Raw genomic sequence first — 13,330 nt, 5'->3', positions numbered from 1 at the left:
GAGGTCTCGCGGCGCGTCCTTTCAAATCTCTCAGGTGCGCTGCAGGCTGACCAGGAGCACGAAGCCGACGCCGCTCTTGCGGGCGGCAGGTGCCTCGATGGTCGAGCCGTAATCGGCGCGAAGCTGCGGAACGGCCAGCACCGGAGCGGCAAGGACCATCAGGATCATGGCGGCGCGCGGCAGCAGCCGGAGCGTCTTCTTGATCTGGGTTGCGGTGCGGGTCATTGGCGTTGCTTCTTTTCGATCTTGTGTTGCGTCGTTACTTCTTCACGATTTCCCAGGAGCGGGCAGGGCGGCTGGTCTCTGCCACCAGCGTTGCGAACATGATCCCGAACAGGGCGCTGAGCAGGCAGACGATGGTGAACCGGCGGGCGAGCATTGGTGTCTTCTCCTTCGATGGATCGGACTATGCCAAGCTGCGACTGAACGGGTTCTGAGACCTCCGTTCATCTTCGGTTCAAATTTATTGACGAGCCTTAATGGGTCCGCAGGGTTGTGTTTCGCCCCGCTGCGCATATCTCCTGAGCAACGCTCACCAACGGAGACTGCGGAATGACCAGCCAGACATTGCCGATCGAACTCTATTACTGGCCGACGCCCAATGGCTGGAAGATTTCGATCATGCTGGAGGAACTGGGCGTTCCTTACACCGTCAAATACATCAACATCGGCAAGGGTGAGCAGTTCGAGCCGTCATTCCTCAAGATCGCGCCCAACAACCGCATGCCGGCGATCATCGACCCGGAAGGGCCGACCGCTGACGGCAAATGGGGCGGCGCGCCGATCTCGATCTTCGAATCCGGGGCGATCCTGCAATATCTCGGCCGCAAGTTCGGCAAGCTCTATCCCTCGGACGAGCGCGGCCGCGCCGAGGTCGATCAGTGGCTGTTCTGGCAGGTTGGCGGCCTCGGCCCGATGGCCGGCCAGGCCCATCACTTCCGGCAATATGCGCCGGAGAAGATCGCCTATGGCATCGATCGCTACACCAATGAGGTCAACCGGCTCTATGGCGTGATGAACAAGCGCCTCGCCGATAGCGAATTCCTTGCCGGCGACTATTCGATCGCCGACATCGCCTCGCTCGGCTGGGTCAAGCCTTACAAGAACCAGGGCCAGGAGCTCGAGGACTTCCCGCATCTCAAGCGCTGGTTCGACACGTTGCTGGCTCGTCCGGCAGTGAGCCGTGGCCTCGCCGTCGGTGAGGACCACCGCCGCAACCTCGCCGACGACAAGGAAGCCCAGAAGGTGTTGTTCGGCCAGCGCGCCAGGGCCTGAACGCGCAGACAGCGCAAAAACGAATGGGGGAGGCAGGGCCCGCCGGCACTGCCTCCCCCTGATACTGACGACTGTTTCCTGGTCGCCTTACAGCTTCTTCCAGTTCTGCGTCTTGCAGATCAGGCCGCCGAGCACACAGCCGCTCATCTTGAGCGTCGAGCCGGCGACCGAGGCCTTGCCGGTATAGGTCTTGTCATTGGCCGGGTCGGTGATCTTGCCGGCATAGGTGCCGCCATTGGCATTGAAGGTGCCGATCTTCTTGCCGGCGTGCTTGCCGTCCTTCAGCGTGATGCAGAAGCCGCCGCCGCAGGGCGTGATCGCGGCAGTCGATCCGGCTTCCGTCTTCCAGTTGCCTTCGATCGGATCGGCATAGGCCGCACCCGCCATCATCAGGGTGGCCGCGATGGCCAGGCTCATCTTGCGAAGCATTGAAGTCCTCCCGGTTGAATTGTCGCTCACAGGCACTCTCCCTGCCTGACGTTTACGCAAACGTAAGCGTAATGCAGCCGTCGGCAAAACGAAAGTGGTGCCGCTGGGTAAGTTTTGAGCCTTTTTGAGACCGCCGAAAAGCGCCATCCGGGTGCCGAAGTTCATCCCTGGCTATCGATCAATGTGCCGCGTGGTTATCAAAGACTTATCCGGCGACTTGAGAATTTTCATCGCATTTTCTGCAAATTCCAGCTGCCGCAAGGACTCCTATCCTTAATGAATTCCGAGCTTTACCCTTTGTTTTCAGTTTGTTTTCTTCGAGTTAAGCAAGCCATTTAACGGCGGATTCAAGGCTCCCCGGCATTCTCGGAAGCATCGAAAGGGCAGCTCCGGAACACCACCGGGCCGGCTCTCAGGAGACAGGCAGGGGATAAGAAAATGGCACGTTTCGAAATCTTTGACGCTGGCTTCGGCGCGATGGGAACCACCGCTCAGGCCGACATTCTTCTCGAACTCGGCATGATGTATGCGACCGGCCGCGACTGCGAGGTCGACGTGGTTGCCGCCCACAAATGGTTCAACATCGCCGCGATCAAGGGTTCGGCCCGGGCGGCCGCCCTGCGCTCGGAGCTCTCCGGCACGATGTCCAAGCTCGACATCGTCAAGGCGCTGCGCGAAGCGCGCGAATGGATGACGATGCACTGACCAAGCTTCTTCGGGGGAAGAGCCGGGGCGCCGGGATGGCAGCCCCCAATTCCAAGAGCGCACTGCTTGAAGGACGAGCAAGATGTGCCAGGGACATGACCTCCAGCATGTCTCATCACCAGCTGAACCGAGTTAGACAGGGCAGGCGAATGTCCGACGGGCCGAAGATGCTCGCGGGCGCTCTCCACGAAAAAGGCCGTGACCGATCGCATAAGATCGGCGCGGCCTTTTTGTTTTGGCGAGGCCAAGCGTGGCAGCATCGTTCGGCCACCGCATTGCCCGCACCCGCGTTTGCAGGCACAACATCCTGACGCCGATGCGCCAAGACAAGCCCCGGTCGCAATGACAGCTTTCGGCGATTGCACGCATGACGCGATCCGGGAAATTCGGAGCGTCCCAGGGAGGGTAACAATGCATTTGAAACGTACATTCGGCGCGGCACTGGTCGGCCTGTCGCTCAGCGCCGGCGCTGCCTATGCGCAGGATATCGGCATTGCGGTCGCCGGCCCGATGACCGGCCAGCTCGCCAATATCGGCGACCAGTTCAAGCAAGGTGCGGAAGCCGCCGTCAAGGCGATCAACGAAAAGGGCGGCGTTCTCGGGCGCCAGCTCAAGCTGTCGATCGAAGACGACGTCTGCGATCCCAAGCAGGCGGTTTCGGTCGCCAACCGCATCGTTGCCAACGGCATCAAGTTCATCGACGGCCACGCCTGCTCGGGTTCGAGCATTCCGGCCTCCGCCGTCTATGCCGAGAGCGGCGCGCTGATGATGTCGCCGGCATCCTCGAACCCGGTCTTGACCGACGACGCCGCCAAGAAGGGCTGGCCGACGATCATGCGTCTCTACACGCGTGACGACGCCCAGGGCGCCTTCATCGGCCCGTGGATCGCCGAGACGTACAAGGGCAAGAACGTCGTCGTGCTGCACGACAAGAGCGCCTACGGCCAGGGTGTCGCCGACGCCGTCAAGGCGACGATGAATGCCGGTGGCCTGACCGAAGTTCTCTACGAAGGCATCAATGCCGGCGAGAAGGATTATTCGGCGCTGGTCACCAAGCTCAAGGAGCTCAAGGCCGACGTCGTCTATTTCGGCGGCTACCACCCAGAGGCCGGCCTCATCCTGCGCCAGTCGGCCGAGCAGAACTTCAAGTATCAGCTGATCATGCCCGACTCGATCGCTTCGCCCGAGTTCTGGCAGATCGCCGGCCCGGCCGGCGAGGGCACGCTGTTCGTGTTCCCCTCCGACCCGCAGGCCAAGCCCGAGGCCAAGGAAGCTGTCGAGAAGATCAAAGCCGGCGGTTTCGTGCCGGAAGGCTTCACGCTGTTCTCCTACGCCACCATCCAGGCTTTCGCGCAGGGCATCGAGCGTGCCGGCACGGATGATCCGATGAAGGTCGCCGAGGCGCTCAAGGACGGCAAGCCGATCAGCACCGTCGTCGGCGATGTCGTCTTCGACGAGAAGGGCGATCTCAAGAACGCCAGCTATGACATCAACCAGTGGCACGACGGCAAATACGCGCCGATCAAGCAGTAAGCCGTCTGGACGCATTCAATGGCCGGGCACGTCCCGGCCATTGTGGCAGTAAGCCACAGAGATGCATTCAATGGCCGGGCACGTCCCGGCCATTGTGGCAGTAAGCCACAGAGATGCATTCGATGGCCGGGCACGTCCCGGCCATTGTCGTTTTCACGCGCTTGGCGCAAAATGAGATTTTCGCACGTGGACGCCGAAATCAGGCCGTTCTGGCCGGCGCAAGCCGTGTGCGTCGCATTCAGGAGGAACCGACCATGAGCCTTCGCATCAATGACACTGCCCCGGATTTCAAGGCCGACACGACGGAAGGCGCGATCAGCTTCCACGACTGGATCGGTGACGGCTATGCCGTGCTGTTTTCGCACCCCAAGGATTTTACGCCCGTCTGCACCACCGAACTCGGCTACATGGCCGGGCTGAAGGCCGACTTTGCCAAGCGCAATGCCAAGATCATCGGCATTTCGGTCGATCCGGTCGAGAACCACCACAAATGGAAGGCCGACATCGAGACGCTCTCCGGCAACAAGGTCGACTATCCGATGATCGGTGACCCGACGCTTGCCATTGCCAAGCTTTTCGACATGCTGCCGGCGACGGCCGGCGACAGCTCGGAAGGCCGCACCCCGGCAGACAATGCCACGGTGCGTTCGGTGTTTGTCATCGGCCCCGACAAGAAGGTCAAGCTGACCCTGACCTATCCGATGTCGACCGGCCGCAACTTCGACGAGATCCTGCGCGCGCTGGATTCGATCCAGCTGACCGCCAAATACCAGGTGGCAACGCCGGTGCAGTGGAAGCAGGGCGACGATGTCATCGTCACCGCAGCCGTCTCCGACGAGGACGCGATCAAGCGCTTCGGCTCGTTCGAGCGCGTCCTGCCCTATCTCAGGAAGACCAAGCAGCCGACCGCCAGTTGAGAAGAGGCCAACCAAGCTTCGTCATCCCGGGCGAGCGCAGCGAGACCCGGGACCTATTGACTGGCGCGGCCGGGTTCCGGGTTCGCCGAGACGTTCATGACGATTGCCGAGGCGAGGACCCGGCCGTGCCACACGATGCTGCGACCAATAGGTCCCGGCTCTCGCTGCGCTCGGCCGGGATGACGCGCGTTTGCTTGCCCGGGATGACGCGCGTTTGCTTGCCACAGCGCACGAACATTGCGCCGGCGTCGCCGCTTCATCGCGCCGCTCAGTTCATGCCGACATAACGGCCGGGGCGATGGTTGATGGCGATGATCAGGTTGAGCACCGCAGCACCCAGAACCGAAAGTGCGACCTTGTCGAGGTCGAGACAGAACAGCGACACGACCAGGATGACGAGACCGACCGCCAGCTGAGAACCAACCGACGTCATCCCGGGCGAGCGCAGCGAGACCCGGGACCTATTGACTGGCGCGGCCGGGTTCCGGGTTTGCCGAGACGTTCATGACGATTGCCGAGGCGAGGACCCGGCCGTGCCACACGATGCTGCGACCAATAGGTCCCGGCTCTCGCTGCGCTCGGCCGGGATGACGCGCGTCTGCGTGCCCGGGATGACGCGCGTTTGCTTGCCACAGCGCACGAACATTGCGCCGGCGTCGATGCTTCATGTGCCTGTTCAGCTCATGCCGACATAACGGCCGGGGCGATGGTTGATGGCGATGATCAGGTTGAGCACCGCGGCACCCAGCACCGAAAGTGCGACCTTGTCGAGCTCAAGGTAAAACAGCGACACGACAAGGATGACAAGGTCGACCGCGAGCTGGAAATAGCCGGCGCGGATGCCATGATTGTCCTGCAGGTACAAGGCCAGGATGTTGAAGCCGCCGAGCCCGGCGCGATGGCGGAACAGCACCAGTAGGCCCATGCCCATCAGGCCGCCGCCCGCTATCGCTGCATAGAGCGGGTTGAGGTGGCCGATGCCGATCCAGTCGGGCACTAGCCGCGACAGCAGCGAAATCAGCGCCACGGCGGCAAAGGTGCGCAGCGCGAACGGCCAGCCCATGCGCTTCACGGCGAGATAATAGAACGGCAGGTTGATGACGAAGAAGATGGCGCCGAAGCCGTAGCCGGTGGCGTATTGGACAAGCAGCGCCAGTCCGGCCGAACTGCCGGTGATCAGCCCGGCATTGGTGTAGAGCACCAGCCCGAGCGCCACCATCATGGTACCGGTGAGCAGTGCCAGCACGTCCTCGTACTGGCGATGCGGGAGGGCATCACTGTTGCTGATATTGGTCACTGCGCGTGCCTGTCCATGTTTGCTGCATCGCAGCAATACGGCACCAGCCCGGAATCCGATACAGATTTTCGGGCTGGTCTGGCATGCGCAAACAGCAAGGCTCGCGTAAGGGCAATTCCCGGGAGAACTGTGCAGTGGTTTTCCCGGGAATTGCGCAAAACAAGAAGATGGAGCGCTTCCGCGTTTCGAAGAAAAGCGGAGACTGACTACTCCTCGAAGCGCACCAGCACCGTTCCGTCGGTCACCTGCGCGCCCTCGACGGCGATCTCGCTGATCACCCCGTCATGGGTGGCGGTGATGGTGTGCTCCATCTTCATCGCTTCCAGCACCAGCAGCGGCTGGCCCTTTGCCACCTTGTCGCCCTTTGTCGCGCGAACGAGCTTGACCAGGCCCGGCATCGGCGCGCGCATGCTTGATGTGCCTTCGCCGATTTCGGCAGCGCGTGCGAACGGATCGCTGATGGCGAAGTCGAAGGAGCGGCCATTTTCGAACACCGTGACATGGCCGGGCCAGGCGGCGACGGTCGCACCCGCCTCGCCCGCGCCCGCGCTTAGCACGAAGGCCTCGCCGCCCTCCGGCCTGACCTGGAAACGCCCGTCCGGCCGCGCCGTGATGTGGGCGACAATGTCGGCGCCGCCGAACGACAAAGTCGCCCGCCGCGCCAGCGGGTTGAAATGGGCATAGCCGGTGAGGCTGGACCACGGATCGTCAGAGGCAGCAGATGCCATGGCTCCGGTGGCAGCCAGTGCGGCAAGCGCCACGGCCCGGCTGCTCGGCGGCGCGGTCACCGTCAGCTCGTCCTGCTTGCGCCCGATCAGACCGGTGTCGACATCTCCTGAGGCGAAGTCGGGGTCACGGGCAAGGGCAGCCAGGAACGCCGCATTTGTCGTCGAGCCCGCCACTTCGGTGCGGGTGACTGCGTCGGCGAGTGCTGCGAGCGCGGTTGTGCGATCAGGCCCGTGCGTCACCACCTTGGCGATCATCGGATCGTAGAAGGGCGAGATCGCATCGCCCTGGCGCACGCCGGTCTCGATGCGGAGTTCGGTGCCCGCCGCGGCTTCCCCGGGGAAGCTGAGATGATGCAGCGTGCCGATCGCCGGGAGGAAACCCTTGGCGGGATCCTCGGCATAGAGCCGTGCCTCGAAGGCATGGCCTGATAGCGTGATGTCCTCCTGCGCCAGCGGTATCGGCTCGCCCGAGGCGACCCGAAGCTGCCATTCGACAAGGTCGACGCCCGATATCATCTCGGTCACCGGGTGCTCGACCTGCAGCCGCGTGTTCATTTCCATGAACCAGAAGCGATCCGGCTTCAGCCCGTCCGAGGCATCGACGATGAACTCGATCGTGCCGGCGCCGGAATATTGGATCGCCTTGGCGGCCTTGACGGCGGCAACGGTCATCGCCGCGCGCAATTCGGCGGTCATGCCGGGGGCAGGGGCTTCCTCGATCACCTTCTGGTGGCGGCGTTGCGCCGAGCAGTCGCGTTCGAACAGATGCACGGCATTGCCGAAATTGTCGCCGAACACCTGCACTTCGATGTGGCGCGGCTTGTCGACATATTTCTCGACCAGCACGCGGTCGTCGCCGAAGGCGGCCTTGGCCTCGCGCCGTGCGCCGGACAACGCGTCGGCGAATTCGTCGGGGTGGTCGACGCGGCGCATGCCCTTGCCGCCGCCGCCGGCACGCGCCTTGATCAGTACGGGATAGCCGATCTCACGCGCCTTGCTGGCGAGGATGACGATCTCCTGCGCCTCGCCGTGATAGCCTGGAACGACCGGCACGCCGGCCTTTTCCATCAGCCGCTTGGCGGCATCCTTGAGCCCCATGGCGCGGATCGAATCTGCCGACGGGCCGATGAAGACGAGGCCTGCCTGCGTCACATGGTCGACGAAACCGGGGTTCTCGGACAGGAAGCCGTAACCGGGATGGATCGCCTCGGCGCCGGTCGCCTTGGCCGCCGCGATGATGACGTCGCCGCGCAGATAACTCTCGGCGACAGGCGAGCCGCCAATATGCACGGCCTCGTCGGCCATGGCGACATGCAGCGCGCGCGCATCGGCGTCCGAATAGACCGCCACCGTCTTAACGCCCATCCTGCGGGCGGTGCGGATGACGCGGCAGGCGATCTCGCCGCGATTGGCGATGAGGATTTTTGAAAACATTCCTTGATCCCCCATCACATCCTGAACACGCCGAATTTGGTGTCTGGCACAGGCGCGTTGAGCGCTGCCGACAGGCTGAGCGCCAGCACCTCGCGCGTCCTGGCCGGGTCGATGATGCCGTCGTCCCACAGCCTGGCCGACGAATAGAGCGGGTGTCCCTCGCGCTCGTATTTCTCGAGGATCGGCGCGCGGAACTCGGCCTCTTCTTCCTTGCTCCAGTTGCCGCCCTTGCGCTCGATGCCTTCGCGCTTGACCATGGCAAGCACTGTCGCTGCCTGCTCGCCGCCCATCACCGAGATGCGCGCGTTCGGCCACATCCACAGGAAACGTGGCGAGTAGGCGCGGCCGCACATGCCGTAATTGCCGGCGCCGAACGAACCGCCGATGATGATGGTGACCTTCGGCACCTGGGCGGTCGCCACCGCCGTCACCAGCTTGGCGCCGTCCTTGGCAATGCCGCCGGCCTCGTATTTGGCGCCGACCATGAAGCCGGTGATGTTCTGCAGAAAGACAAGCGGGATCTTGCGCTGGCAGCACAGCTCGATGAAATGTGCGCCCTTCAGCGCGCTCTCCGAAAACAGCACGCCATTGTTGGCGATGATGCCGACCGGCATGCCGTGGACATGGGCAAAGCCCGTCACCAGTGTGGTGCCGTAGTTCTGCTTGAACTCGTCGAATTCGGAGCCGTCGACGACGCGCGCGATCACCTCGCGCACGTCATAGGGCTGGCGCAGGTCGGCCGGGATGACGCCATAGACCTCTTCCGGCGCATGAACGGGCGGAATCGATGTCTTCAGGACCAGCCCGATGTCCTTCTTCCGATTCAGGTTTTTGACGATGCGCCGGACGATCGCCAAAGCGTGTTCGTCGTCGACGGCATAGTGGTCGGCGACACCCGACACCCGCGTGTGCAGGTCGGCGCCGCCCAGTTCTTCTGCGCTGACATCTTCGCCCGTCGCCGCCTTGACCAGCGGCGGGCCGGCGAGAAAGATGGTCGCCTGGTTGCGCACCATGACGGTCTCGTCGGACATCGCCGGCACATAGGCGCCGCCCGCCGTGCACGAGCCCATGACGCAGGCGATCTGCGGAATGCCCGCCGCCGACATGTTGGCCTGGTTGAAGAAGATGCGGCCGAAATGATCGCGGTCGGGAAACACCTCGTCCTGGTTGGGCAGGTTGGCGCCGCCGGAATCGACGAGATAGATGCAGGGCAGATTGTTCTGCAGCGCGATCTCCTGCGCCCTCAGATGCTTCTTCACCGTCATCGGATAATAGGTGCCGCCCTTCACCGTGGCGTCGTTGACCACCACCATCACCTCGGTGCCCTCGACGCGGCCGATGCCGGCGATCACGCCGGCCGAGGCGATGTCGCCGCCATAGAGGCCGAATGCGGCGAACTGGCCGACCTCGAGGAAGGGCGAGCCGGCGTCGAGCAGTTGCGCCAACCTTTCACGCGGCAACAGCTTGCCGCGCGACACATGCCGCTTGCGCGCATCCTCCGAACCGCCGCGCTCCACCGTCGCAGCTTTCTCGCTGATGTCGGCCACCAGCGTTCGCAGGCGCGCCGCATTGGCCTTGAAGCTTTCGGAGGAGGGGGAAAGCTGGGAATGAAGCGTCGGCATTTTTCCTCTTGGAGTGATACCCATGCGATGCAGCGCGCAAGAGCGCGAAGCAGTCATGGTGGGTGGCGAATCTAACGCACTAGCCTCGTAATTTCGGCGAAGTCCAGACGTCGGTTTGTTGCTGTCGAGCCATCTCCGCTCTCGATCGCCTCTCAGCGAATGACCTCTATCTTGCAGCCGACATCCAGGTCGGCCCATTTCCTGTCGGCGGTGACGGCCGTTCGTTCCGTCAGTATCGCCAGCGCCAGGCAGGCGCGGTCACCCAGCGACAAGCCCTTGTGGCGCGTCGATGCGCGCAGGTGCCCGGCGACCAGCGCCAGGTGTTGGTCGAACGACACCACATCGAGACTCAAGTTCTCGTACTGCTGGCGTACGTCAACTTCGTCGTAGCCCTTGTCGGTCAGCTTCGAGATGACCTCCGTGACATTGACGGCGCAGATCACGCTCTTGTCGACGAGCGCATGGACCCGGTCGGCTCCGGGCTCCTGCAACATCGCCGCCAGCACGGCCGAGGCGTCGAGCACGATCACTCTTCACCCCACATCGCGCGGCGTTCGGCCAGGAACTCGTCGACAACGCTTTCTCCCGGCTTCTTGTACTTGGCCATCTCTTGCTGCACACGGGTGAGGGCCATCTGGTGCGAGATCAGCCTCAGCTCTCCGTTCTCGACATGGGCGACGAGATCGTCGCCGGGCTTGATGCCCATTTCCTCACGCATGGCGGCGGGGATGACGACGCGGCCGCCGTCGCCCACGCGCAAGCGCTCGAACTTCGGCGGCTTGCGCAGCAACTCGGCCCGGATCCTGGAGTTGTATGGCTTCTGCGGCTCCTCGGCGAAGCCTTTGGGCGTCTCTGGCTCAGTCATGGCGCAAACCCCGATCTGTGGCAGAAAGAGAGATTGTGCCATGAATGACCATTTGCGGCAAACAGGCTGCCAGGCAGTTGCGGAAACCTCTGATTGTTTTGGCTTGATATCGATCCGGATTGCGTGTAATTGCCCGCTCCCGATTGGACGAGCCGCTGGCTCGTCCGCATGCTCCGCAACCCGTCCTCTTGGAGACGACCGATGAGACGCATCGACATGCGCCTGACATTCCGTCTCCCTTCGGCAAAAGGCTGAGGCCGCCGAAGGGCGGCACTTTCACAGCTTGAATTCACCGAAGTTGCAGGGGAGCGCGCCGCCGTCGAGGCCGCGCGGTTGTCATCATGTATGTGCGTTTCGTTACGCCGCTCATCCACCCGAACAGCCGGGTGGAGGCCGGCTTCTTCCGCGCGTCCTGGTATCTCTACAGGAATGGCTGCCCGGACTGGATCCTGGCCGAATTGCGTGAGCAGTTCGACTGGTTCAACGAGCATTTGCCGATACCCGGCAGGATCGGTCGCCACTTCAAGCGGCGTAACTCGATCTGGGGCATCTGCTGGTTCGACCCGCACGCCGCCGAGGCGATCAGCCGTGCGCGCTACTGCGCCTGGCTGATCGGAGAGGGCGGTCTGCCCGTGCGCACGATCAAGACGGCCGGTCAGCGCGAGGTCATCTGGCGCGACGCCCATCAGATCGTGTCGAAGCCGACGGCCGATCTGCCAAGGGCTTTCCAGTGACCGGGCGGGAGGCTTCATCAGCCTTCCGCCATGATCTCGCGGCCGATCAGCCAGCGCCTGATCTCGCTGGTGCCGGCGCCGATCTCGTAGAGCTTGGCGTCGCGCAGCAGCCGGCCGGTGGGATAGTCGTTGATGTAGCCGTTGCCGCCGAGCAGCTGCAGCGCATCGAGCGCCATCAAGGTTGCCTTCTCCGCCGCAAACAGCACGCAGCCGGCGGCGTCCTTGCGGGTCGTCTGGCCGCGGTCGCAGGCAGCGGCCACGGCATAGACATAGGCGCGCGCGGCATTCATCGTCGAATACATGTCGGCAAGCTTGCCCTGCACCAGCTGGAACTCGCCGATCGGCTGGCCGAACTGCTTGCGGTCGTGCACGTAAGGCACGGCGACATCCAGACACGCCGCCATGATGCCGATCGGCCCGCCGGCCAGCACCACGCGCTCATAGTCGAGGCCTGACATCAGCACTTCGACGCCTCGGCCTTCCTCGTGCAGCACGTTCTCGAACGGCACCTCGACATTTTCGAACACCAGCTCGCCGGTGTTGGAGCCGCGCATGCCGAGCTTGTCGAGCTTCTGCGCCACCGAAAAGCCCTTCATCGTCTTCTCGATGATGAAGGCGGTGATGCCGCGCGATTTGCGCTCGGGATCGGTCTTGGCATAGACCACCAGCGTGTCGGCGTCGGGCCCGTTGGTGATCCACATCTTGGAGCCGTTGAGCACATAGACGTCGTTGCGCTTCTCGGCCCTGAGGCGCAGCGACACGACGTCGGAGCCGGAGCCGCTTTCAGACATGGCGAGCGCGCCGACATTCTCGCCCGAGCACAATTTGGGCAGATATTTCGCCTTCTGCTCCGGCGTGCCCCAGCGCTTGATCTGGTTGACGCAGAGGTTCGAATGCGCGCCATAGGACAGGCCGACCGAGGCCGAGGCGCGGGAGAGTTCCTCGACCGCCACGACATGGGCGACATAGCCCATTTCCGAGCCGCCATATTCGCCCTCGGCAGTGATGCCGAGCAGGCCGAGCGCACCCAGCTCCTGCCACAGATGGGCGGGAAATTCATTGCTGCGGTCGATGTCGGCGGCGATGGGGGCAATGCGCTCCTGGGCGAAGCGCCGGACCATCTCGCGCAGGCTGTCTATGTCCTCACCGAGCCCGAAGTTCAGCGTCTTGTCGTACATGGCGGTCCTCCGCATTGGTCCTGGCGCCGGTCAGGCGCATCGTCATGGCAAGGTAGGTCGCGGTGACTTCATCGACCGACAGTCTCTCATCGGGGCGAAACCAGACGATGACGCCGGTGATCATCTGGATGATCGCCATCGCCGTCAGGCCGGTGTCGTCGACCTCAAGCAGGCCGGCATCCGCGCCGTCGCGCAGGATGGTCCTGAGCTCCTTCTCGTAAGCCGAGCGGAGCTTGAGGATGCTGGTCAGATTATCGCGCGAAAGGCTGCGCAGCTCCATGTTGGAGACATGGGTGGCGTGCCGGCGTTCGACATGGAAACGGATGTGGTTGGCGACGAAGCTGGTCAGCCGCGCCAACGGATCGTCATTGTCGGGGCGCGCCGCCTCCCAGGCGCCGAGCAGCGCCTCCATATGCTCGCGCATGAGCGTGTGGAGCAGGTCTTCCTTGGTCGGGAAATAGCGGTACAGCGCGGCAGCCTGGACGCCGACTTCGGCGGCGAGCTGGCGCATCGTCACCGCCTCGAAGCCGTGGCGCGCGATCAACTGCACCGCCGCCTCGCGGATCGCCGCTTCCGTCCTGCCGCCGTCCGAACCCGCCGTTCGCGCCATCCA

The 13,330-nt window shown here is 63.4% G+C and carries 15 protein-coding genes; 5 read left to right on the top strand and 10 right to left on the bottom strand.

The genetic code is table 11. The features are described from left to right. Positions 1–30: 30 nt before the first annotated feature. Positions 31–225: a hypothetical protein gene (locus N7E70_RS23230; protein ID WP_067964277.1), complete on the bottom strand. Its 195-nt coding sequence runs from the start codon at positions 223–225 to the stop codon at positions 31–33. A 327-nt stretch (positions 226–552) separates the two neighbouring features. Here N7E70_RS23230 and N7E70_RS23225 point away from each other — a divergent pair, with 327 nt between their 5' ends. Next, complete coding sequence (locus tag N7E70_RS23225) at positions 553–1,275, top strand: glutathione S-transferase family protein (RefSeq protein ID WP_182575501.1); 723 nt, start codon at positions 553–555, stop codon at positions 1,273–1,275. Positions 1,276–1,362: 87 nt separating this feature from the next. On the opposite strand, the gene N7E70_RS23220 is transcribed toward N7E70_RS23225, so the two are convergent. Beyond that, positions 1,363–1,704 carry a DUF2147 domain-containing protein gene (locus N7E70_RS23220; protein ID WP_067964273.1) on the bottom strand — a complete coding sequence of 114 codons (342 nt, stop codon included), beginning with the start codon at positions 1,702–1,704 and terminating at the stop codon, positions 1,363–1,365. Between the two features lie 438 nt (positions 1,705–2,142). Here N7E70_RS23220 and N7E70_RS23215 point away from each other — a divergent pair, with 438 nt between their 5' ends. The 3 genes from N7E70_RS23215 to N7E70_RS23205 all read left to right on the top strand — a co-directional run bounded on the left by N7E70_RS23215 (position 2,143) and on the right by N7E70_RS23205 (position 4,859). Continuing rightward, positions 2,143–2,409, top strand: a complete 267-nt coding sequence (locus tag N7E70_RS23215; RefSeq protein WP_067964272.1) for a sel1 repeat family protein — start codon at positions 2,143–2,145, stop codon at positions 2,407–2,409. 411 nt (positions 2,410–2,820) lie between these two features. Next, on the top strand, positions 2,821–3,942 hold the full coding sequence (locus N7E70_RS23210) for an ABC transporter substrate-binding protein (RefSeq protein ID WP_067964270.1): 1,122 nt from the start codon (positions 2,821–2,823) through the stop codon (positions 3,940–3,942). Between the two features lie 254 nt (positions 3,943–4,196). Continuing rightward, positions 4,197–4,859 (top strand): peroxiredoxin, encoded by a 663-nt coding sequence (locus tag N7E70_RS23205; RefSeq protein WP_263007767.1) that lies wholly within the window; start codon positions 4,197–4,199, stop codon positions 4,857–4,859. 268 nt (positions 4,860–5,127) lie between these two features. Here N7E70_RS23205 and N7E70_RS23200 read toward each other — a convergent pair whose 3' ends face one another. The 6 genes from N7E70_RS23200 to N7E70_RS23175 form a co-directional block, all read right to left on the bottom strand. Continuing rightward, entirely contained in the window at positions 5,128–5,292 is a 165-nt protein-coding gene (locus N7E70_RS23200; protein WP_263007766.1) for a hypothetical protein, read from the bottom strand. 243 nt (positions 5,293–5,535) lie between these two features. Next, positions 5,536–6,156: a YitT family protein gene (locus tag N7E70_RS23195; protein WP_182575500.1), complete on the bottom strand. Its 621-nt coding sequence runs from the start codon at positions 6,154–6,156 to the stop codon at positions 5,536–5,538. A gap of 206 nt (positions 6,157–6,362) precedes the next feature. Beyond that, positions 6,363–8,318: an acetyl-CoA carboxylase biotin carboxylase subunit gene (locus tag N7E70_RS23190; RefSeq protein WP_263007765.1), complete on the bottom strand. Its 1,956-nt coding sequence runs from the start codon at positions 8,316–8,318 to the stop codon at positions 6,363–6,365. A gap of 14 nt (positions 8,319–8,332) precedes the next feature. After that, entirely contained in the window at positions 8,333–9,940 is a 1,608-nt protein-coding gene (locus N7E70_RS23185; protein WP_263007764.1) for a carboxyl transferase domain-containing protein, read from the bottom strand. A 152-nt stretch (positions 9,941–10,092) separates the two neighbouring features. Further along, positions 10,093–10,470 carry a type II toxin-antitoxin system VapC family toxin gene (locus tag N7E70_RS23180; RefSeq protein WP_246786995.1) on the bottom strand — a complete coding sequence of 126 codons (378 nt, stop codon included), beginning with the start codon at positions 10,468–10,470 and terminating at the stop codon, positions 10,093–10,095. Further along, positions 10,467–10,805 (bottom strand): AbrB/MazE/SpoVT family DNA-binding domain-containing protein, encoded by a 339-nt coding sequence (locus tag N7E70_RS23175; protein ID WP_067964264.1) that lies wholly within the window; start codon positions 10,803–10,805, stop codon positions 10,467–10,469. Before N7E70_RS23175 ends, N7E70_RS23180 begins: the two co-directional genes overlap by 4 nt. A gap of 341 nt (positions 10,806–11,146) precedes the next feature. On the opposite strand from N7E70_RS23175, the gene N7E70_RS23170 reads away from it, so the two are divergent. Next, positions 11,147–11,539 carry a hypothetical protein gene (locus N7E70_RS23170; protein ID WP_067964261.1) on the top strand — a complete coding sequence of 131 codons (393 nt, stop codon included), beginning with the start codon at positions 11,147–11,149 and terminating at the stop codon, positions 11,537–11,539. Positions 11,540–11,556: 17 nt separating this feature from the next. Here N7E70_RS23170 and N7E70_RS23165 read toward each other — a convergent pair whose 3' ends face one another. Continuing rightward, entirely contained in the window at positions 11,557–12,717 is a 1,161-nt protein-coding gene (locus N7E70_RS23165; RefSeq protein ID WP_067964260.1) for an isovaleryl-CoA dehydrogenase, read from the bottom strand. Next, positions 12,683–13,327, bottom strand: a complete 645-nt coding sequence (locus tag N7E70_RS23160) for a TetR/AcrR family transcriptional regulator (RefSeq protein ID WP_263007763.1) — start codon at positions 13,325–13,327, stop codon at positions 12,683–12,685. The genes N7E70_RS23165 and N7E70_RS23160 overlap by 35 nt, the downstream gene beginning before the upstream one ends. Positions 13,328–13,330: the final 3 nt, after the last annotated feature.

Origin of the sequence: Aminobacter sp. NyZ550, assembly GCF_025628925.2 — a bacterium.
Lineage (GTDB): Bacteria > Pseudomonadota > Alphaproteobacteria > Rhizobiales > Rhizobiaceae > Aminobacter > Aminobacter ciceronei.
The sequence above is the reverse complement of the archived record's forward strand: the minus strand, read 5'-3'. Positions and strand labels throughout refer to the sequence as shown.

Bases quoted from the DNA above. Each gene is read 5' to 3' on its own strand.
- N7E70_RS23230 (WP_067964277.1), bottom strand. From the start codon at position 225: ATGACCCGCACCGCAACCCAGATCAAGAAGACGCTCCGGCTGCTGCCG.
- N7E70_RS23225 (WP_182575501.1), top strand. From the start codon at position 553: ATGACCAGCCAGACATTGCCGATCGAACTCTATTACTGGCCGACGCCC.
- N7E70_RS23220 (WP_067964273.1), bottom strand. From the start codon at position 1,704: ATGCTTCGCAAGATGAGCCTGGCCATCGCGGCCACCCTGATGATGGCG.
- N7E70_RS23215 (WP_067964272.1), top strand. From the start codon at position 2,143: ATGGCACGTTTCGAAATCTTTGACGCTGGCTTCGGCGCGATGGGAACC.
- N7E70_RS23210 (WP_067964270.1), top strand. From the start codon at position 2,821: ATGCATTTGAAACGTACATTCGGCGCGGCACTGGTCGGCCTGTCGCTC.
- N7E70_RS23205 (WP_263007767.1), top strand. From the start codon at position 4,197: ATGAGCCTTCGCATCAATGACACTGCCCCGGATTTCAAGGCCGACACG.
- N7E70_RS23200 (WP_263007766.1), bottom strand. From the start codon at position 5,292: ATGACGTCGGTTGGTTCTCAGCTGGCGGTCGGTCTCGTCATCCTGGTC.
- N7E70_RS23190 (WP_263007765.1), bottom strand. From the start codon at position 8,318: ATGTTTTCAAAAATCCTCATCGCCAATCGCGGCGAGATCGCCTGCCGC.
- N7E70_RS23185 (WP_263007764.1), bottom strand. From the start codon at position 9,940: ATGCCGACGCTTCATTCCCAGCTTTCCCCCTCCTCCGAAAGCTTCAAG.
- N7E70_RS23175 (WP_067964264.1), bottom strand. From the start codon at position 10,805: ATGACTGAGCCAGAGACGCCCAAAGGCTTCGCCGAGGAGCCGCAGAAG.
- N7E70_RS23170 (WP_067964261.1), top strand. From the start codon at position 11,147: ATGTATGTGCGTTTCGTTACGCCGCTCATCCACCCGAACAGCCGGGTG.
- N7E70_RS23165 (WP_067964260.1), bottom strand. From the start codon at position 12,717: ATGTACGACAAGACGCTGAACTTCGGGCTCGGTGAGGACATAGACAGC.
- N7E70_RS23160 (WP_263007763.1), bottom strand. From the start codon at position 13,327: ATGGCGCGAACGGCGGGTTCGGACGGCGGCAGGACGGAAGCGGCGATC.